Below are 19,324 nucleotides of genomic sequence, written 5' to 3'. Positions count from 1 at the left end.
ACCTGCCTTTCCGGGCTTGCGCCGAGTGAGGGGACGAGGGTCAGCGGATGCGCGTCCGCCGACCGCAGGTCCGGGGGGAGCCGGTCTCCCGACTCCCCCCGGACGCATGGACCTCGATCAGCCGGTGACGCCGATCGTGCCCAGGTCGGGGTAGCCGCTGGTGGCGGCGCCGGCCTGGTAGCCGCCGACCTTGGAGCCGCGCAGCAGGTAGAACTTCTGCACCTGCAGCGGGATGTAGGCGACGTCCTTGCCGAGCTGGTCGTCGATCTGGGCGTAGACCTTGGCGGCCTCGTCGACGGTCGACTTGGACGCGGCCTCGTCGATCAGCTTGTTCACGGTGTCGGACTCGTAGCTGCCGTAGTCCTGGCCCTTGGTCTCGGCCGAGAGGTTGATCCGGCTGTCGAACAGCGGCGGGATGACCGACGCGATGGACGGCCAGTCGGCACCCCAGCCGGCCCAGAACACGTCGCCGACGACGGACGGCTTCTGGATGTCGGCGTAGTAGGTGTCGGGCAGCGGGTTCAGCGTGACGTCGAAGCCGGCCTGGTTCCACGTGTTCTGCAGCGCCGAGGCGCCCTTGTCGCGGGTCGGGTTCGAGCGGTACGTGAAGGTGATCTTGTAGGGCGTCTTGACGCCGGCCTCGGCGAGGAGCTTCTTCGCGGCGTCGACGTCACCCGCGGGCGGGTAGGTGAAGTTCGGGTTGTCCGCGTAGCCGACGAGCGCCGGGTTGACGATCGACTTCGACGGCGCGGCCGCCTTGTCGCCACCGGCGGCGGCGATCCAGCCCTCCTGGTTGGTCGAGGCGAGCAGCGCCTGACGGACCTTGAGGTCGGTGATCGTCTTGAAGTTCGGCACCAGGTAGTTGGTGAACGGCGAGTCGACGAGCACCGCGCGGTTCGCGATCGGGCCGGTGACCTGCGAGTACTGGGCCGGGAGCACCGGGATGTCGGTGACGGCGAACTGGTCGTCGCCGGAGTCGGCGATCAGGCGCTGGCCGATGATGTCGTCGGTGAGGCCCTGCTGGAAGACGATCTTCTCCGGCAGCGGCTTGCGCAGCGGGTCGCTGTCCTGCTTCCAGGCGTCGTTGCGCACGAACGTGCCGCCCTGCGCCTCGTCCCAGGTGCCCTGCAGCTTGTAGGGGCCGTTGGCGAAGACGGAGAAGTTCGACTTGTCGCCCTTGTCCTGGTCGGCCCGGTAGGGGTCGAAGGCGCGGAGCGAGGCGATGGCCAGCGGGAAGTCGGCCCACGGCTTGTTGAACTTGTAGGTGATCGTGTTGCCGTCGCAGGTGACGGCCTTGTCGAAGTCGGCCTGGCCGTCCTTCTTGTAGGGCCCGTCGTAGCCCGACTTCGGCAGGTCGAGGTAGCCGAGGATGTAGTTCGGGCCGCCGGTGATGACGTCCTGCGCGAAGGTGCGCGACACGCCGTACTTGAGGTCCTCGCAGGTGATCGGCTTGCCGTCCTGCCAGGTGACGCCGTCACGCAGGGTGAAGGACCACTCGGTGGCGTCGGCGTTGGCCTTGCCGGTGTCGGTGGCGAGGTCGGGCACCGGGGTGGTGGCCTCCTTCGGGTCCGCCGACAGGGGGAAGCTCACGAGGCTGCGGTAGAACAGCCGGTTGGCGTTGGCCAGGTCGCGACCGATGTACATGCGCTGCGGGTCGAGGTGCTCGACCTTGTCGCGCGTCAGGTAGTAGACCGTGCCGCCCTCGGTCGCCGGGCCCGAGGCGCTCGACGAGCTCGACCGGTCACCCGATCGTCCGGCCGATCACGCCGACGGCGGGACGTCCTCCGCCGGACGGGCGTCGACCCCGGCCTCCTTGCGCTGCTGGGCGGTGATCGGCGCCGGCGCCGCGGTGAGCGGGTCGTAGCCGCCGCCGGTCTTCGGGAAGGCGATGACGTCGCGGATCGAGTCGACGCCGGCGAGCAGCGCCGTCACGCGGTCCCAGCCGAAGGCGATGCCGCCGTGCGGCGGAGCGCCGTACTTGAACGCCTCGAGGAGGAAGCCGAACTTCTCCTCGGCCTCGGCCTCGGAGATGCCCATGACCTCGAAGACGCGCTTCTGCACGTCCTCGCGGTGGATGCGGATCGAGCCGCCGCCGATCTCGTTGCCGTTGCAGACGATGTCGTAGGCCCAGGCGAGCGCCTCGCCCGGCTGCTGGTCGAACGTCTCGAGGTCCTGCGGGGAGGTGAAGGCGTGGTGCACCGCCGTCCAGGCGCCGGCGCCCACGGCGACGTCGCCGGCCGCCGTGGCCTCGTCGGCCGGCTCGAACAGCGGCGCGTCGACGACCCACAGGAAGCTCCAGGCGCTCTCGTCGAGCAGGCCGGTGCGGCGGCCGATCTCCAGGCGCGCGGCGCCGAGCAGGGCGCGGCTGGAGCGCACGGCGCCGGCGGCGAAGAAGATGCAGTCGCCCGGGCTCGCGCCGACGTGGGCGGCCAGGCCGGCCTTCTCCTCCTCGGAGAGGTTCTTGGCCACGGGACCGCCGAGCTCGCCGTCCTCGCCGACCAGCACGTAGGCCAGGCCGCGGGCGCCGCGCTGCTTGGCCCACTCCTGCCAGGCGTCGAGCTGCTTGCGCGGCTGGCCGGCCCCGCCCGGCATGACCACGGCGCCGACGTACGGCGCCTGGAAGACCCGGAAGGTCGTCTGCGCGAAGTAGTCGGTGCACTCGACGAGCTCGAGGCCCATCCGCAGGTCGGGCTTGTCGGAGCCGAAGCGACGCATGGCCTCCGCGTAGGTCATCCGCGGCAGGGGCAGCGGCACCTCGTGGCCGATGAGGCGCCACAGGGCGGCGACGATCTCCTCGCCCAGGGCGATGACGTCGTCCTGGGTCACGAAGCTCATCTCGATGTCGAGCTGGGTGAACTCCGGCTGCCGGTCGGCGCGGAAGTCCTCGTCGCGGTAGCAGCGGGCGATCTGGTAGTACCGCTCGAGCCCGCCCACCATGAGCAGCTGCTTGAACAGCTGGGGGCTCTGCGGCAGCGCGTACCAGCTGCCCGGGGCGAGCCGCGCCGGCACCAGGAAGTCGCGGGCGCCCTCGGGGGTCGAACGGGTCAGGGTCGGCGTCTCGACCTCGACGAAGTCGTGGGCGGCCAGCACGTCGCGCGCCGCCTTGTTCACCCGGCTGCGCAGGCGGATGGCGGACGCCGGGCCGCTGCGGCGCAGGTCGAGGTAGCGGTGGCGCAGGCGGACGTCCTCGCCGACCTCGACGTGGTCGCTGATCGGGAACGGCAGCGGCGCCGCGGCGCTGAGCACCTCGACGTCGGTGGCGACGACCTCGATCGCGCCGGTGGCCAGGTTCGGGTTCTCGTTGCCGGCCAGCCGCGCCGTGACCTCGCCGGTGACCCGCAGGCAGTACTCCGAGCGCAGGCTCGAGGCCACCGCCTCGTCGCGCACCACGACCTGGACGACGCCGCTGGCCTCGCGCAGGTCGAGGAAGGCGACGCCGCCGTGATCGCGCCGGTTCGCGACCCATCCGGCGAGGGTCACGTTCTGGCCGACGTGCTCGGCGCGCAGCGCGCCGGCGTCCTGGGTGCGGATCACGGGTGGGTCTCCTCGGAGGATGCGGTGGCGAGGACCTGCGGTCGCAGGTCGGGGGCGGGCGGGGTCCAGACGTCGGGGTCGGCGTCGGTCTGCTCGCCGGAGCGGATGTCCTTGACCTGGTGGGCGCCGTCGTCGCCGGTGAACCAGACGTACGGGATGCCGCGGCGCTCGGCGAAGCGGATCTGCTTGCCGAACCGCTGCGGCGACGGGGCGACCTCGCAGGCGATGTCGCGGGCGCGCAGCCGGTCGGCCAGCGCGTCGGCCGCGGGGCGCGCGGCCTCGTCGGCGAGCGCGACGAGCACCGCGCTCGGGACGCTGCGGTCGGCCACGAGCGCGCCGGCGTTGAGCAGGGGCACCAGCAGGCGGCTCACGCCCAGCGAGATGCCCACGCCGGGATAGGTGGCGCGGTGGTCGGCGGCCAGGGCGTCGTAGCGACCGCCCGAGCAGATCGAGCCGAGCGACTCGTGCCCCAGCAGGCGGGTCTCGAAGACGGTGCCGGTGTAGTAGTCGAGGCCACGGGCGATCGAGAGGTCGGCCTCGATCGTGGCCCGCTCCCCCGCCAGCGACGCGCAGCCGCGCACGAGCGCCGCGAGCTCCTCGAGCCCCTCGTCGAGCAGCGGGTGGTCGACGCCGTGCTCGGCGGCCAGGGCACGGACCCGATCGACGAAGGACTCGTCCGAGGCGCGGATCGTCGCCAGCGCCAGGCACGCGTCGGCCTGCCGAGCGTCCAGCCCGGCCTCGCTCACGAGCAGACCGTGCACCTGCTCCGGGGCGAGCTTGTCGAGCTTGTCGACCAGCCGCATGACCTCGTCGAGGTCGGCGGCGCCGAGCCCGGCGTAGAAGCCCTGGATCAGCTTGCGGTTGTTGACCTGCAGCCGCACCGGCGGCAGGAAGTCGAGCCGGCCGAGCGCGTCGAGCATGACCCGGGCCACCTCGACGTCGTGGTGCACGCCGAGCTCGTCGCGCCCGACGATGTCGATGTCGGCCTGGGTGAACTCGCGGTACCGGCCGTCCTGCGGCCGCTCGCCGCGCCACACCTTCTGGATCTGGTGCCGCCGGAAGGGGAACTCCAGGTGGCCGGCGTGCTCGAGCACGTAGCGCGCGAACGGCACGGTGAGGTCGAAGTGCAGCCCGAGGCCCGCGTGGCCCTCCGCGGAGTCCTCGTGCAGGCGGCGCAGCAGGTAGACCTCCTTGGAGGTGTCGCCCTTGCGCAGCAGCTGGTCGAGCGGCTCGACCGCGCGCGTCTCGACGTTGCCGAAGCCGTGCAGCTCGAAGACGCGGCGCAGCGTGTCGAGCACCTGCTGCTCGACGGCCCGCTGCGCGGGGAGCAGCTCGGGGAACCCGCTGAGCGGGGTGGGCTTCTTGCCGGTGGCCATCGCGTCAGAGTCCTCGGGTGACCCGACCCGCGCGGCCCTCCTCCTGGAGGTCGAGCAGGTACGGGTTGGTCAGGCGCTCGTGGCCGATGGAGGTCTGCGAACCGTGGCCGGGCAGGACGACGACGTCGTCGGCCAGGGGCAGCACCTTCTCGGTCAGCGAGCGCAGCATGGTGGGGTGGTCGCCGCCGGGCAGGTCGGTGCGGCCGATCGAGCCGGCGAAGAGCAGGTCGCCGGAGAACATGACCTCCGAGACGTCGGCCGTAGCATAGGGAGTGCGGAAGGCGACCGAGCCCTGGGTGTGTCCCGGCGTGTGGTCGACCAGGAACCGCAGGCCGGCGAGCTCGAGCTCCTGCGCGTCGGCCAGCTCGCGCACGTCGTCGGGCTCGGCCCACGAGTACGCGCCGCCGAGCAGCATCTGGGAGGTCTCGCGGGACATCCCGGCCATCGGGTCGGCCAGCAGGTGACGGTCGGCGGGGTGGATCCACGCCGTCGCGTCGTAGGTGCCGGCGACCGGCGCGACGCACCACATGTGGTCGACGTGGCCGTGCGTGACGAGCACCGCGACGGGCTTGAGCCGGTGCTCGCGCACGACCTCGGCGACACCGGCGGCGGCGTCCTTGCCCGGGTCGACGACGACGCACTCGCTGCCGGGACCGCTGGCCACGACGTAGCAGTTGGTGCCCCAGGGACCTGCGGGGAAGCCGGCGATCAGCACCGGGTCAGCCTAGGGCATCCCTCGGGGCCGGACCGCCCGGGTGACCGCCCGCCCCGGCCCGCGACCCGGCCACTAGCATGAGCGCGTGACCAGCAACGAGTGGGGCCGAGTCGACGACGACCGCACCGTCTACGTGCGCACGGCCGAGGGTGAGCGGGCCGTCGGGCAGTACCCGGAGGGCACGCCCGAGGAGGCCCTGGCCTTCTTCACCGAGCGGTACGCGGCGCTCGCGTTCGAGGTCGGGCTGCTCGAGCAGCGCGTGGCCTCGGGTCGGCTCTCGCCGGACGAGGCCGCCGAGTCGGTGGCCACGGTGCGCACGCAGGTCTCCGGGGCCAACGCGGTCGGCGACCTCGCCGCCCTCGAGGCTCGGCTCGACGCCCTCGCGCCGACCATCGAGGCGCAGCGCGAGGCCCGGCGCGCCGAGCGTGCGGCCCGGTCCGCGGAGGCCAAGGAGGCCAAGGAGCGGCTGGTCGCCGAGGCCGAGCGGCTCGCGCTCGGCAACGACTGGCGCAACGGCGCCAACCGCCTGCGCGACCTGCTGGAGGAGTGGAAGAAGGTGCCGCGGCTCGACCGCGCGTCGGACGACGCCCTGTGGCGTCGCTTCTCGACCGCCCGCACCTCGTACACCCGCCGGCGCAAGGCGCACTTCTCCGAGCAGGCCGAGAAGCGCGAGGGGGCCCGCGTCGTCAAGGAGCGCCTGGCCGCCGAGGCCGAGGAGCTCGCCACGTCCACCGAGTGGGGCGCCACCGCCGGCCGCTACCGCGAGCTCATGCGTCAGTGGAAGGAGGCCGGCCCGGCCCCCCGCGAGGTCGACGACGCGCTCTGGAAGCGGTTCCGCGGCGCGCAGGACGCCTTCTTCGGTGCGCGCGACGCCGCGAACGCGGCCGCCGACCAGGAGTTCGCCGCGAACGCCGAGGTCAAGGAGGCGCTGCTGGTCGAGGCCGAGGGTCTCCTGCCCGTGCAGGACCTCGACGCGGCCAAGCGCGCCTTCCGCGATCTCGCCGACCGCTGGGACGCCGCCGGGAAGGTGCCCCGCGACCGGATGAAGGAGCTCGAGGGACGCTTCCGGCGCATCGAGCAGGAGATCCGCTCGGTCGAGGACGAGCAGTGGCGGCGCTCCGACCCCGAGAAGTCCGCGCGCGCCGACGACATGATCGGCAAGCTCGAGGCGGCGATCGCGAAGGTCGAGGCCGACCTCGAGCAGGCTCGCGCCGCGGGCCAGGAGAAGAAGGTGCGCGAGCTGGAGGAGAACCTCGAGTCGCGCCGCCTGTTCCTCGACACCGCGCGTCGCGCCAGCGCCGACTTCGGCTGAGCCGCGCCCCGACGCACGCAGCGACGGCCCCGCACCCTCACCGGGTGCGGGGCCGTCCGCATTGCGGCTTCGCCGGGTTCGCGGGTCGCGGGGTCGCGGGGTCGCGGGGTCGCCGGGTCGCTACTGCGTGACGCGGTAGGCGTCGAAGACGCCGGCCACGTTGCGCACCGAGCGCAGCACGCTGTCGAGGTGCATGGTCTCGGCCATCTCGAAGGAGAACCGGCTGCGCGCGATCCGGTCGCGCGTGGTCGAGAGCTGTGCGGACAGGATGTTCACGTGCGCGTCGGAGAGCGCCATGGTGATGTCCGAGAGCAGCCGCGAGCGGTCGAGCGCCTCGACCTGGATGTTGACCAGGAAGCTCGACTTGGAGTTCGGCGCCCACTCGACCTCGAGCAGCTTCTCGGGCTGGGTGCGCAGCTCGGCGGCGTTCGTGCAGTCGCCGCGGTGCACCGAGACCCCGCCGCCCTTCGTGACGAAGCCGAGGATCTCGTCCGGAGGCACCGGGGTGCAGCACTTCGCGAGCTTCACCCACACGTCCGGGGCGCCCTTGACCACGACGCCGACGTCGTCGCCGGAGGCGACCTTCGAGCGGCGGCGCGGCGCGGTGATCGTGATCGCCTCGGCGAGGTCCTCCTGCGCCCCCTCGGTGCCGCCGTGCGCCTCGATCACGCGGTGGACGACCGCCTGCGCGGAGAGGTTGCTCTCGCTGACCGCGGCGTACAGCGCCGAGACGTCGGCCAGCTTGAAGTGCTCGGCGGCGAGCATGAGCGACTCGTGCGACATCAAGCGCTTGAGGGGCAGGCCCTCCTTGCGCATGAGCTTGGCGATCTGCTCCTTGCCCTGCTCGATCGCGACCTCGCGTCGCTCCTTGGTGAACCACTGCCGGATCTTCGACTTGGCGCGCGGGGAGCGGACGAAGCCGAGCCAGTCCTGCGACGGGCCCGCGGTCGGGGCCTTGGAGGTGAAGACCTCCACCGAGTCGCCGTTCTGCAGCGTGGAGTCGAGCGGGACGAGCCGGCCGTTGACCCGGGCGCCGATGGTGCGGTGGCCGACCTCGGTGTGCACGGCGTAGGCGAAGTCGACGGGGGTCGCGCCGGCCGGCAGCGCGATGACGTCGCCGCGCGGCGTGAACACGTAGGTCTCCGCGCGGTTGATCTCGAAGCGCAGGGACTCCAGGAACTCGCCCGGGTCCTCGACCTCGGACTGCCAGTCGAGCAGCTGGCGCACCCACGCCATGTCCTCGAGGTCGCCGCGCCGCTCGGTGTCGACGCCGGCCCGGCCGTCCTCCTTGTACTTCCAGTGCGCCGCGACGCCGTACTCGGCGCGGCGGTGCATGCCGAAGGTGCGGATCTGCATCTCCACCGGCTTGCCCTGCGGGCCCATGACGGTCGTGTGCAGCGACTGGTACATGTTGAACTTCGGCATCGCGACGTAGTCCTTGAACCGGCCGAGCACCGGATTCCAGCGCGCGTGCAGCACGCCGAGCACCGCATAGCAGTCGCGCATCTCCTCCACGAGCACGCGGATGCCGACGAGGTCGTAGATGTCGGAGAAGTCGCGGCCGCCCACGATCATCTTCTGGTAGATCGAGTAGTAGTGCTTCGGGCGGCCGGTGACCTTCGCCTTCAGCCTCGCCTCGCGCAGGTCGTCCTCGACCTGGCTGATCACCTCGGCCATGAACTGGTCGCGCGAGGGGGCGCGCTCGGCGACCATCCGCACGATCTCGTCGTAGATCTTGGGGTGCAGCGTGGCGAACGCGAGGTCCTCCAGCTCCCACTTGATCGTGTTCATGCCGAGGCGGTGGGCCAGCGGAGCGTAGATGTCGAGGGTCTCGCGGGCGGTGCGCTCCTGGCTGGCCTGCGGGACGAAGCGCAGCGTGCGCATGTTGTGCAGCCGATCGGCCAGCTTGATGACGAGCACCCGGATGTCGCGCGACATCGCGACGATCATCTTGCGGATCGTCTCCGCCTGCGCGGAGTCGCCGTAGACGACCTTGTCGAGCTTGGTGACGCCGTCGACGAGCAGCGCGACCTCGTCGCCGAAGTCCGCGCGCAGCTGCTCGAGGGTGTAGGGGGTGTCCTCGACCGTGTCGTGCAGCAGGGCCGCGGCCAGCGTCGGCTCGGTCATGCCGATGCCCGCCAGGATCGTCGTCACCGCGAGCGGGTGGGTGATGTACGGGTCGCCGCTCTTGCGCATCTGCGTGCCATGCATCTGCTCGGCCGTGAGGTACGCGCGCTCCAGCAGCGCGAGGTCGGCCTTGGGATGGTGGGCGCGCACGGCCCGGAAGAGCGGCTCGAGCACCGGGTTCGTCGGCTGGCTGCGGGTGCCCATCCGCGCGAGCCGAGCGCGCACCGAGCGGCCGGAGTTCGGGCCGCTCGGCGTCACGGCCGCGCCGCGCGCCGCGGCGGAGCGCGCACCGCTGGGCGCCGGGACCGGAGCACCCGCGGCCGCCTGACCGGTGGCGCGCTCGACCCGGTCGGGACGAGTCGGCCTCGACGTCGGACGCTCGGTGGCGGGCCCGTCGGCGGGCGCGGCCGCCTCGGGCACCGCGCGCTCCGGTGCCGCTCCGACAGCCGATCCGCGCGGTTCCTCGCTCACCCCGTCAGTCTAGGCGCATCCCCGCGCCGGGCCCGGGGAACGGCGGCTCAGACCGAGAGCAGCGAGGTGACCGGCACCCCGGCGAGCGCCTCGCGCCACGGCAGGAACGAGAGGTCCATCAGCACCGCGACGCCGACGACCTCTCCCCCGGCGGCCGCGACCAGGTCGCAGGTGGCTCGCGCCGTGCCGCCGGTGGCGAGTACGTCGTCGACCAGGAGCACCCGCTGCCCGGGACGGATCGCGTCGCGGTGCAGCTCCAGGGTCGCGGAGCCGTACTCCAGGTCGTAGGAGACCGCGTGCGTCTCCCGGGGCAGCTTGCCCGCCTTGCGCACCGGCACGAAGCCGGTGCCGAGCGCCATCGCGACGGGCGCGCCGAGGATGAACCCGCGGGCCTCCATGCCGAGCACGGCGTCGACGCGCGGGGCGCCGTCGTCGTCACGGCCGGCGACGGCGAGTCCGGCGACGATCCGGTGCAGCGCCTCGGGGTCGCCGAGCACCGGCGTGATGTCCTTGAACACCACGCCGGGCTCGGGGAAGTCCGGCACGTCGCGCAGGTGCTCGGCCAGCGCCGCGCGCGCCCGGGCCAGCGTGTCGGCCCGGGCGGCCCGGTCGGCTCCGGCGGTGCTCAGCGCTTGCCGCGCTTCGACTTGGGCTGACGACTGGGCTGCGCGCGACCGGCGGCGTTCGTCGGGGCGACGGGGCCGCGGGACGCCGGCGCGGTGCGGCCGCGTCCGAGCGCCTCCTGCTGCCGCGGCGGGGCCGATCGCGGCGCGGCGGCGACGCTGCGGTCGTCGTCCTCGCGCAGCTCGTCGGGCTCGTCGGCGACCGCGAGGTCCTCGGAGAAGGCCGGCACGGCGGCGTACTTGTCGGCCTGCGCCTTGGCCCGCGCCTTCGCCCGCTTCTCGGCGGCCTTCACGTCGTCCTCCGTGGACTTCAGGTGCACCAGCACGCGGGGCGCGAGGAACACCGAGGAGTACACGCCGACGGCCATGCCGACGAACTGCGCGAGCGCGAGGTCCTGCAGCGAGCTGGCGCCCAGCTGGACGGTGGCGACGTAGAGGATCGCGCCGATCGGGATGAGGGCCACGATCGAGGTGTTGATCGAGCGGACCAGCGTCTGGTTGACCGCCAGGTTCGCGGCCGCCGCGTAGGTCGTGCGCGAGGTCCGCAGGTCCTTGGTGTTCTCGCGGATCTTGTCGAAGACCACGACGGTGTCGTAGAGCGAGAAGCCCAGGATCGCGAGCAGTCCGGTGACCGCCGACGGCGTCACCGTGAACCCCGAGATCGCGTACACGCCGACGGTGAGCGCGATGTCGTGGAACAGCGCGACCAGCGCCGCCACGGACATCTTCCACTCGCGGAAGTAGCCCCAGATGAACAGCACCGTCAGCACCAGGAACACCAGGACGCCGATCGCGGCCCGCTGCCCGACCTCCTTGCCCCAGCTGGCGCCGATCTCGTCCTGCGACAGCGACGAGGCCGGGATGCCGAGCTGCTGGGTGATGATGCCGGCCAGCTGGTCGTTCGCCTCGGTGCTGAGGTCCTCGACCTGGACGATCAGCCCGGCGTCGCCCGCGGTGGTGACGCTCGGGTTGCCGGCGCCCTCGACGCCGGAGTCGGCGATCTTCTGGCGCAGGTCGTCGGCGGCGCCCTGCGTGGCCGCGCCCGGCTGGACGGTGGCCTGGTACTGCACGCCGCCGGTGAACTCGACGCCGAAGTTCATGCCCTTGAGCAGGATGATCGCGATGGCGCCGGCCACGAGGACCAGCGAGATCGCGTAGAAGGTGCGCCGACGACCGACGAAGTCGATCGAGCGGCGACCGTTGTAGAGCTCGTTGCCGAGCCGCGAGAACTTGCCCATCAGGCGTTGCCTCCTGCCGAGAGCTTGGAGCTGAGGGAGGCCGACCTCGGGATCGCGGCGGCGTCCATGCCGAGCGACTCCGGGCTGAGGCCGGACATCCGTCCGCCGCCGTTGAAGAAGCGGTAGCGGGCGAGGAACGACACGGCCGGCTTGGTGAACCAGAACAGCACGGCGAGGTCGATGAGCGTGGAGAGGCCCAGCGCGAAGCCGAAGCCCTTCACCACGCCCGTGGCGAAGATGTAGAGCACGCTCGCGGAGAGCAGCGAGACCACGTTGGCGGCCAGACGCGTGACCCGTGCCCGCTGCCAGCCCGACTCGACCGCGACCCGCATCGACTTGCCCTCGCGCATCTCGTCGCGGATGCGCTCGAAGAAGATGATGAAGGAGTCGGCGGTGATGCCCACCGCGATGATCAGGCCGGCGATGCCGGGGAGCGTGAGCGTGAAGCCCGCGCTCACGCCGAGCAGCAGCACCAGCGCGTAGGTGATGGCCGCCGCGACCGCCAGCGAGCCGAGGACGACCAGGCCGAGGCCGCGGTAGTAGACCAGGCAGTAGATCGCCACCAGGATCAGACCGGCGAGGCCCGCGACGATGCCGGCGCTGAGCTGGTCGCCCGCGAGCGACGGGCCGATGGTCTGGGTCGAGGGCTTCTCGAAGGCGATCGGCAGCGAGCCGTAGCGCAGGCTCGTCGCCAGGCTGTTCGCGCTCTCCTGGGTGAAGTCGCCGGAGATCTGCGCGTTGCCGTCGACGATGCGGCCCTCCATGCTGGGCGCGCTCAGCACCGTGCCGTCGAGCACGATGCCGAAGCGGTCGCCGGTGCCGACCAGCGCGGTCGAGATGTCGGCGAACTGCTTGGTGCCGGTGCCGTTGAACTGCAGGGTCACCACGGTGCCGATGCCGTTCTGGGGCGTCGCGACGCCCGCGCCCGAGAGCTCGGTGCCCTCGACCGCCGCGGCGGAGAGCAGGTACGGCGTGCCGTCGTCACCGCAGGTGATCAGCGGCAGGGACGGGTTGTCCTCCATCGCCTGGAACGGGGCCGCCTGCGGGCACTGGTAGGCGTTGTAGGCGGCGACGCACTGGCTGGTGGGCTTCTTGTACCAGTCGAGCGGCTTGCCGATGTTCGGGTCCTTGGCCGCGGAGGCCAGGCACGAGTCGACCAGCTTCTGCTGATCGGCGGACAGCCTCGCGACGGTGCCCGCGGGCTCGGCGGAGGCCGACGGCGACGCGGTGCTGGTCGCGGAGTCGGAGACCTGCCCGGCGTCGGACGGCGAGGCGGCGGGGCTGGACGGGCTGCTGCTCGGGCTGGCGGACGGCGAGGCGTCGGCGGCGGGCAGGCGGCCGAACGCCGGCGCGGGCCGGTTCGACCCGGCGCCGGAGCCGCCGGAGCCACCGGAGCCGCCCGAGCCGCCCGTCGCCGGCGAGCCCGGGGTCAGACCCGGGATGGCCCCGCCGGTGCCGCCCGCGCCGGCGGCGGAGGCGCCGCAGGGGCCGAGGCCGGGAAGGCAGGCGACGAGGCGGAAGCGCAGCTGCGACTGACGCTGCACGGTCTCGATCAGGTCGCGGCGCGACTGGCCGGGGATCTCGACGATGATGAACCGGTTGCCCTGGGTGGTGACCTCGGCCTCGGAGACGCCCGACCCGTTGACGCGTCGGTCGATGATGTTCTTGGCCTCGGCGAGGCTCTCCGTGGTCGGGTTCCCCTTGGCGATCAGCGTGATCCGCGTGCCGCCCTCGAGGTCCAGGCCCAGCGCGGGCTTCCAGGTGCCGCCCACGGCCACCAGGCCGTAGAGGACGGCGACCCCGAGGAAGAACGCCACCAGCGTGCGTCCCGGCCGGGGAGTTCTGCGTGCCATCGTGTGTCAGCTCTCCTCAGGCCGCGTCGGCTCGTCCGACGCGGCATCGGGCCGGACGACGCCACCGACGGCACCGCGCGCGACCTTGATCTCGACGCCCGGGGCGATCTCGACCCGGACATGGTCGTCCTCGAGGCGGCGGACCACGCCGTACACACCCGAGGTCAGGATGATCTCCTCACCCATCGTCAACGACTGCTGCAGCGCCCCGAGTTCCCGCACGCGCCGCTGCTGCGGACGGAACAGCAGCAGCCAGAAGACCAGTGCGATGCCGACGAGCGGCAGCAGCGAGACGAGGTCCTTCACGGACGGCGGGCCCTTCGATGAGACGACGGTGACGATGGGGACGCGCACCACCCGAGAGGGCGGTCGAAGCGCGACGCGCCAGTGTAACCGCGCACGCGACGCGGGCCCGCCCCGCCCCGCGACCGTCCGACCCCGGCACGCCGTCGTCGCCGGTCGTTCATCGCGACGTCGCCGGGACGGCTCCGCTCAGCCGTCGAAGAGCATCTGCTCGGCGTCCGACGGCCCGACCGACGGATCGGGCGCCGGGGCTCGCAGGCCCAGGTGCGCCCAGGCCGCGGGCGTGGCGATGCGCCCTCGCGGGGTGCGGGCCAGGAAGCCGAGCCGGACGAGGAACGGCTCGGCGACCTCCTCGACCGTCTCACGCTCCTCGCCGACCGCCACGGCGAGCGTGGCGATGCCGACGGGTCCGCCGCCGAAGCGTCGGCACAGCGCGTCGATGACGGCGCGGTCGAGGCGGTCGAGGCCGAGCCGGTCGACCTCGTAGAGCTCGAGCGCCGCCTCGGCGACCTCCAGGGTCACGACGCCGTCGGCGCGGACCTGGGCGAAGTCGCGCACCCGGCGCAGCAGGCGGTTCGCGATGCGCGGGGTGCCGCGCGAGCGCGAGGCGATCTGCGCCGATCCCTCGGCGGTGAGCTCGACGCCCAGGAGACCGGCCGAGCGGTGCACGATGCGATCGAGCTCGTCGGGCTCGTAGAACTCCAGCTGGGCGGTGAAGCCGAACCGGTCGCGCAGCGGCCCGGGCAGCAGCCCGGCCCGGGTGGTCGCGCCGACGAGGGTGAAGGGCGGGATCTCCAGCGGGATCGCGGTGGCGCCGGGGCCCTTGCCGATGACGACGTCGACCCGGAAGTCCTCCATCGCCATGTAGAGCATCTCCTCGGCCGGACGCGACATGCGGTGGATCTCGTCGATGAAGAGGACGTCGCCCTCGTTCATGCCCGACAGGATCGCCGCGAGGTCGCCGGCATGGGTGATCGCGGGGCCGGAGGTCAGCCGCAGCGGCGCGCTCATCTCGGCGGCGATGATCATGGCCAGGGTGGTCTTGCCGAGGCCGGGCGGGCCCGAGAGCAGCACGTGGTCGGGGGCACGGCCGCGCAGCCGCGCCGCCTCGAGCACCAGGCCGAGCTGGTCGCGGACGCGCGCCTGGCCGACGATCTCGGCCAGGCTGCGCGGACGCAGCGCCGCCTCGATCGCGCGCTCGTCGCCGCTGGCGTCGGCGTCGGTCAGCGAGCCGCGGGCGGCGAGGTGGGCCGCCTCCGCCCGGGAGAGCGGGTCGAGCGGATCGAGATCGGGATCCATCTCAGCCCCGGGCCAGCGTACGCAGCGCGGCGCGCAGCAGCGCACCGACGTCGGGACGGTCGCCCGCCTGGTCGGCGACCGCGTCGACCGCGCCCGCGGCGTCGCGGGCCGACCACCCCAGGCCCATCAGCCCCTGGGTGACCTGCTCGCGCCACGGCTCCTCCCCCGGCGTCGGGAGGGCCGGGCGCCCGGCGCCGACGACGGGACCGATGCGGTCCTTGAGCTCGAGGATGATCCGCTGAGCGCCCTTCTGGCCGATGCCGGGCACCCGCGTCAGCGTCTTGACGTCCTCGCCGGCCACGGCCCGGCGCAGGTCGTCCGGCCCCAGCACGGCGAGCATCGCCTGGGCGAGCTTGGGGCCCACGCCCGACGCCGTCTGCAGGAGCTCGAAGGTGGCGCGCTCCTCGACGTCGAGGAAGCCGAAGAGGGTCAGGGAGTCCTCCCGCACCACCATGCTGGTGGGCAGCGTGGCGCTCGCGCCCTCGCGCAGCGTCGCGAGGGTGGCGGGGGTGCACTGCACCTCGAAGCCGACGCCCCCGACGTCGACCACGGCGGTCGAGAGGGTCACGGCCGCCACGCGGCCGCGGACGAACGCGATCATCGGATGCTCCTCGTGGACGTGCTCGTGCCGGTGATGGTCGCGGGGGCGGTGCCGCGACCCAGCCGGGCCTGCGCCTGCTCGAGGCGGGCCTGGGCGCCTCCGCGCCAGACGTGGGTGATCGCGAGGGCCAGCGCATCGGCGGCGTCGGCCGGCTTGGGCACGGCGTCGAGGCGCAGGATGCGCGTGACCATCGCGCCGACCTGCTGCTTGTCGGCCCGACCGTTGCCCGTGACGGCGGCCTTCACCTCCGACGGCGTGTGCAGCGCCAGCGGGATGCCGCGACGAGCCGCGACCACCATGGCGATGCCGCTGGCCTGGGCGGTGCCCATGACCGTGCTGACGTCGGAGCGCGCGAACACCCGCTCCACCGCGACGGCGTCGGGACGGTGCTCCTCGATCCACGCCTCGACGCCCCGCTCGATGGTGACGAGCCGCTCCGCCACCGGCAGCTGGGCGCTGGTGCGCACGACGCCGACGTCGATCAGGTGCAGCGGCCGACCGACCGAGCCCTCGACGAGGCCCAGCCCGCAGCGGGTCAGACCGGGGTCGATGCCGAGCACGCGCACCGCTGGCTCCTCTCCACCCGGACCGGCCGGGATCGAACGTCTGTTCGCTCCCAACGTAGCCCGCCCGCGGCCGTCCGAGTGGACGACACGCGGGGCGGGCCGGGCCGGCCGGCCCGGCCGGTCCGGCCGGCTCAGGCGTCGATGGCCTCGAGGACGTCCTCGGGGATGTCGGCGTTGGAGAAGACGTTCTGCACGTCGTCGAGGTCGTCGACCGCGTCGACGAGCTTGAAGACCTTCATGGCCGCGGTCGGGTCGGCCACCGGGATGTCCATCGAGGCGACGAACAGCACGTCGGCGGAGTCGTAGTCGATGCCGGCGGCCTGGAGGGCGCTGCGCACGGCCACGACGTCGCCGGGCGCGGAGGTGATCTCGAAGGTCTCGCCGTGGTCGGCGACGTCCTCGGCGCCGGCGTCCAGGGTCGCCTCGAGCAGGTCGTCCTCCTCGACGGTGCGCCCCTCCTGCGACTTCGTGACGACCACGACGCCCTTGCGCTCGAAGAGCCGCGAGACCGAGCCGGGGTCGGCCATCGTGCCGCCGTTGCGGGTGACGGCCGTGCGCACCTCCATGGCGGCGCGGTTCTTGTTGTCGGTGAGGCACTCGATCAGCAGCGCGACGCCCTGCGGGCCGTAGACCTCGTACATGATCGTGGCGTAGTCGGCGCCGCCGGCCTCGAGGCCGCCCCCGCGCTTGACCGCGCGGTCGATGTTGTCGTTCGGCACCGACTGCTTCTTCGCCTTCTGGATGGCGTCGTACAGCGTCGGGTTGCCGGACGCGTCGGGCCCGCCCATCCGCGCGGCGATCTCGATGTTCTTGATCAGCTTGGCGAACAGCTTGCCGCGCTTGGCGTCGATGGCGGCCTTCTTGTGCTTGGTGGTCGCCCATTTCGAGTGGCCGGACATCGGTACCTCTTCTGGCTCGGGATCCTCGCTGATCGCGACAGATCGTGGCTGGCTGATCCTGGGTCCGCGGTGGGCCTCAGCGGCCGGCGGTCGCACGCCGCTCGACGAGGTCGAGCAGCAGCCGGTGCACCCTCAGGTCGTCCCCGACCTCGGGGTGGAACGACGTGGCCAGCAGGTGGCCCGCGCGGACGGCGACGATCCTACCGTCGGCGGCCCCCGCGAGGGCCTCCCCCTCGACGCGGGCCAGCACCTCGACGTCCGGCCCGGCCTCCTCGACCCACGGCGCGCGGATGAAGATCCCGTGCACCGGCTCGTCCAGCCCGACCATGCGCACGGGGCCCTCGAAGGAGTCGACCTGGCGACCGAAGGCGTTGCGCCGCACCGTGACGTCGAGACCTCCGAGGGTCTCCTGTCCGGGCTCGCCGTCGAGCACGCGGTCGGCGAGCAGGATCATCCCGGCGCAGGTGCCGAGCACCGGCAGACCGGCGGCGATGGCCGCGCGCAGCGGCTCGAGCAGGCCGAAGATCCGGGCCAGGCGGACGATCGTGGTCGACTCCCCGCCCGGCAGCACGAGGCCGTCGCACCGCTCGAGCTCCTCGACCCGGCGCACGGCGAGGGTCGCGACGCCGAGGGCGTCGAGATGACGCAGGTGCTCGCGGACGTCGCCCTGGAGCGCCAGGACGCCGATCGTCGGGGCGGTCGGGGCGCGGTCGGGGGCGGTCGGCACGCGCCGAAGCCTAGGCCGCGCGCCCGGACCTCCCGGGAGCGGCTCAGGAGCAGGTGCTCACCGCCGCCAGCAGCACCGAGTAGGTGCGGGTCGGCGAGGACGGCGCCGAGCGCCAGGCACCGTAGTCGGTGCGGACGCTCAGCCTCCCGCCGCTGACCAGCCCGGTGAGGGTGATGCTCGGGGAGGTCACGGTGGTGCTCTGGCCGCCGCCGAGCCCGTAGGCGACGGTGTAGCCGGTGGCGTTCGGCACCGCCGGCCAGGCGAAGGTGATCGAGCCGATGCCGAGGGCGCCCGGACACGCCACCGTCGGGGCGACCGGCGTGACGGCCGTGAGCACGGTGCCGGTGGCGCTCGCGGGGTCGGTCCAGGGCGCCGCCCAGGCGGCCGGCGCCAGCGCCAGCAGGCCGACGCTCGGCAGCGCGACGCGCCGCAGCCTCCGGGCCCCGTGGCCGCCGCGCGCTCGCGATCTCACGAGACGTCCGAGGTGGCGGTCAGCGTCAGGGTGAGGCCCGCCGTCGCGCCGGCCAGGGTCTGCGGGGCGTTGGCGTCGAAGGTCAGCTCGACGCAGAGGGCGGTCGTCGCCGCGGCCGCGAGCGGCCCCTGGCGCGTGCTCACGAGCGAGGTCGAGGTCGACGCCGTCAGGGCGGTGGAGCCGAGCAGCACGGTGCCGCCGGAGCACGTCGCCGCGTTCCCGGAGCCGCTGCGCGTGCCGCCCACGACCAGCCGCAGCTGCAGGGCGCCGGCGCTCGCGTAGGCGCCGGCGTCGGTGCCCGACACGCCCCCCGCCGCGGTCCACTTCAGCGGGGCGGTGCCGGCGTTGCGCAGGGTGAGCACCTGGGCGCTGGTGGCACCGGGCACCATCGCGCTCATCGAGAGGGTCGAGGTGGTCACGGAGTCGCCGTTGTCGACCTTCAGGTCGATCGTGCCGGCCGTCACGCTCGTGCCCGTGACGCCGGCGGCGTCGGTCCAGGCGGCCCAGGTGCCCGGGACGCCGAGCAGCACCGCCAGCCCGGAGGCCGCGAGGACGATCCAGCCGCGCCGCGGCCGTCGCCTCGCGCGGTGGCGCCCACGGCTAGCCACGGTGCGCTCCGACGCGGGCCGCCCCGTCCCGGCGGGTCGCGGCGGAGGTCGAGCCGCTCCCGGGGCGACTCCCCCGACCACGCCACGCGCGGATCGTCTCGCGCGCCGCCACCAGCGCGAGCAGCGCGGCGAGGGCGCGGGACGCGTCCTGCCGCGCCGCGGGCCCGAGCAGCACCGTCGCGCGCCCGACCCACGGCACCGCGAACCACAGCGTGCCGCGCACCTGCGCGGCCCGGACCGGAGCGGGATCGTCGACCGGGTTGGCGTCGCCCCGCGTCACGTACTGCAGGGCGCCGTCGGCGCCCGTGCGCAGGCCGACCACGCGGTGGGTCACGACCGCGGGCTCCCCCGACACGAGCTGGTAGGTGACGACGTCGCCGATGCCGACGTCATCGGGGTCGACGCCGCGCGTCACCACCAGCGTCCCGGGCGGCAGGCCGGGGGCCATCGAGGAGGTGAGCACGGCGTAGGCGCCTCCGCCGACCAGACGGGGCACGACCCCCGCGACGATCGCGAGCGCCGCCACCAGCACGGCGACGAGCACGACCAGGGCCGACGCCAGGCGGCCCAGCGTCCTGCTCAGCCCGCGCATCCCGAGGG

The 19,324-nt window shown here is 73.2% G+C and carries 18 protein-coding genes; 1 reads left to right on the top strand and 17 read right to left on the bottom strand.

All coding sequences use genetic code 11. From position 1 onward, the window contains the following. Window positions 1–117: 117 nt before the first annotated feature. From K8Z61_RS04865 to K8Z61_RS04850, 4 genes are all read right to left on the bottom strand, one after another. Window positions 118–1,644 carry an ABC transporter substrate-binding protein gene (locus K8Z61_RS04865; protein ID WP_224127044.1) on the bottom strand — a complete coding sequence of 509 codons (1,527 nt, stop codon included), beginning with the start codon at window positions 1,642–1,644 and terminating at the stop codon, window positions 118–120. 117 nt (window positions 1,645–1,761) lie between these two features. Next, the gene (gene aspS / locus K8Z61_RS04860; protein ID WP_224127043.1) at window positions 1,762–3,534 is read right to left on the bottom strand and encodes an aspartate--tRNA ligase; all 1,773 of its coding nucleotides are present in this window, start codon (window positions 3,532–3,534) and stop codon (window positions 1,762–1,764) included. Then, window positions 3,531–4,910: a histidine--tRNA ligase gene (gene hisS / locus K8Z61_RS04855; RefSeq protein WP_224127042.1), complete on the bottom strand. Its 1,380-nt coding sequence runs from the start codon at window positions 4,908–4,910 to the stop codon at window positions 3,531–3,533. Before hisS ends, aspS begins: the two co-directional genes overlap by 4 nt. Window positions 4,911–4,914: 4 nt before the next feature. Further along, window positions 4,915–5,625: an MBL fold metallo-hydrolase gene (locus tag K8Z61_RS04850; protein ID WP_224127041.1), complete on the bottom strand. Its 711-nt coding sequence runs from the start codon at window positions 5,623–5,625 to the stop codon at window positions 4,915–4,917. A gap of 85 nt (window positions 5,626–5,710) precedes the next feature. On the opposite strand from K8Z61_RS04850, the gene K8Z61_RS04845 reads away from it, so the two are divergent. Further along, the gene (locus K8Z61_RS04845) at window positions 5,711–6,937 is read left to right on the top strand and encodes a DUF349 domain-containing protein (RefSeq protein WP_224127039.1); all 1,227 of its coding nucleotides are present in this window, start codon (window positions 5,711–5,713) and stop codon (window positions 6,935–6,937) included. 120 nt (window positions 6,938–7,057) lie between these two features. Here K8Z61_RS04845 and K8Z61_RS04840 read toward each other — a convergent pair whose 3' ends face one another. The 13 genes from K8Z61_RS04840 to K8Z61_RS04780 form a co-directional block, all read right to left on the bottom strand. Then, entirely contained in the window at window positions 7,058–9,268 is a 2,211-nt protein-coding gene (locus K8Z61_RS04840; protein WP_224127612.1) for a bifunctional (p)ppGpp synthetase/guanosine-3',5'-bis(diphosphate) 3'-pyrophosphohydrolase, read from the bottom strand. 314 nt (window positions 9,269–9,582) lie between these two features. Beyond that, window positions 9,583–10,122 carry an adenine phosphoribosyltransferase gene (locus K8Z61_RS04835; RefSeq protein ID WP_224127611.1) on the bottom strand — a complete coding sequence of 180 codons (540 nt, stop codon included), beginning with the start codon at window positions 10,120–10,122 and terminating at the stop codon, window positions 9,583–9,585. Between the two features lie 38 nt (window positions 10,123–10,160). Beyond that, a complete protein-coding gene (gene secF, locus K8Z61_RS04830) occupies window positions 10,161–11,396 on the bottom strand; it encodes a protein translocase subunit SecF (RefSeq protein ID WP_224127037.1) in 1,236 nt (411 codons plus the stop codon). Then, window positions 11,396–13,249, bottom strand: a complete 1,854-nt coding sequence (gene secD, locus K8Z61_RS04825) for a protein translocase subunit SecD (RefSeq protein WP_224127035.1) — start codon at window positions 13,247–13,249, stop codon at window positions 11,396–11,398. The genes secF and secD overlap by 1 nt, the downstream gene beginning before the upstream one ends. 6 nt (window positions 13,250–13,255) lie before the next feature. Then, the gene (yajC, locus tag K8Z61_RS04820; protein WP_224127033.1) at window positions 13,256–13,555 is read right to left on the bottom strand and encodes a preprotein translocase subunit YajC; all 300 of its coding nucleotides are present in this window, start codon (window positions 13,553–13,555) and stop codon (window positions 13,256–13,258) included. Between the two features lie 186 nt (window positions 13,556–13,741). After that, complete coding sequence (ruvB, locus tag K8Z61_RS04815) at window positions 13,742–14,851, bottom strand: Holliday junction branch migration DNA helicase RuvB (RefSeq protein ID WP_224127031.1); 1,110 nt, start codon at window positions 14,849–14,851, stop codon at window positions 13,742–13,744. 1 nt (window position 14,852) lies between these two features. Then, complete coding sequence (gene ruvA, locus K8Z61_RS04810; RefSeq protein ID WP_224127029.1) at window positions 14,853–15,452, bottom strand: Holliday junction branch migration protein RuvA; 600 nt, start codon at window positions 15,450–15,452, stop codon at window positions 14,853–14,855. Further along, on the bottom strand, window positions 15,449–16,018 hold the full coding sequence (ruvC, locus tag K8Z61_RS04805; RefSeq protein ID WP_224127027.1) for a crossover junction endodeoxyribonuclease RuvC: 570 nt from the start codon (window positions 16,016–16,018) through the stop codon (window positions 15,449–15,451). Before ruvC ends, ruvA begins: the two co-directional genes overlap by 4 nt. A gap of 131 nt (window positions 16,019–16,149) precedes the next feature. Further along, on the bottom strand, window positions 16,150–16,917 hold the full coding sequence (locus tag K8Z61_RS04800; RefSeq protein ID WP_224127026.1) for a YebC/PmpR family DNA-binding transcriptional regulator: 768 nt from the start codon (window positions 16,915–16,917) through the stop codon (window positions 16,150–16,152). 76 nt (window positions 16,918–16,993) lie between these two features. Next, a complete protein-coding gene (pdxT, locus tag K8Z61_RS04795) occupies window positions 16,994–17,644 on the bottom strand; it encodes a pyridoxal 5'-phosphate synthase glutaminase subunit PdxT (RefSeq protein ID WP_224127024.1) in 651 nt (216 codons plus the stop codon). Between the two features lie 43 nt (window positions 17,645–17,687). After that, entirely contained in the window at window positions 17,688–18,116 is a 429-nt protein-coding gene (locus K8Z61_RS04790; RefSeq protein WP_224127023.1) for a hypothetical protein, read from the bottom strand. Beyond that, entirely contained in the window at window positions 18,113–18,724 is a 612-nt protein-coding gene (locus K8Z61_RS04785; RefSeq protein WP_224127022.1) for a SipW-dependent-type signal peptide-containing protein, read from the bottom strand. The genes K8Z61_RS04790 and K8Z61_RS04785 overlap by 4 nt, the downstream gene beginning before the upstream one ends. After that, complete coding sequence (locus K8Z61_RS04780; protein WP_224127020.1) at window positions 18,717–19,316, bottom strand: signal peptidase I; 600 nt, start codon at window positions 19,314–19,316, stop codon at window positions 18,717–18,719. Before K8Z61_RS04780 ends, K8Z61_RS04785 begins: the two co-directional genes overlap by 8 nt. Window positions 19,317–19,324 lie beyond the last annotated feature (8 nt).

Source organism: Nocardioides sp. TRM66260-LWL, assembly GCF_020075545.1.
Classification (GTDB): Bacteria; Actinomycetota; Actinomycetes; order Propionibacteriales; family Nocardioidaceae; genus Nocardioides.
Note: the sequence above shows the minus strand (reverse complement) of the source record. Positions and strands in the feature narration are given on the sequence as shown.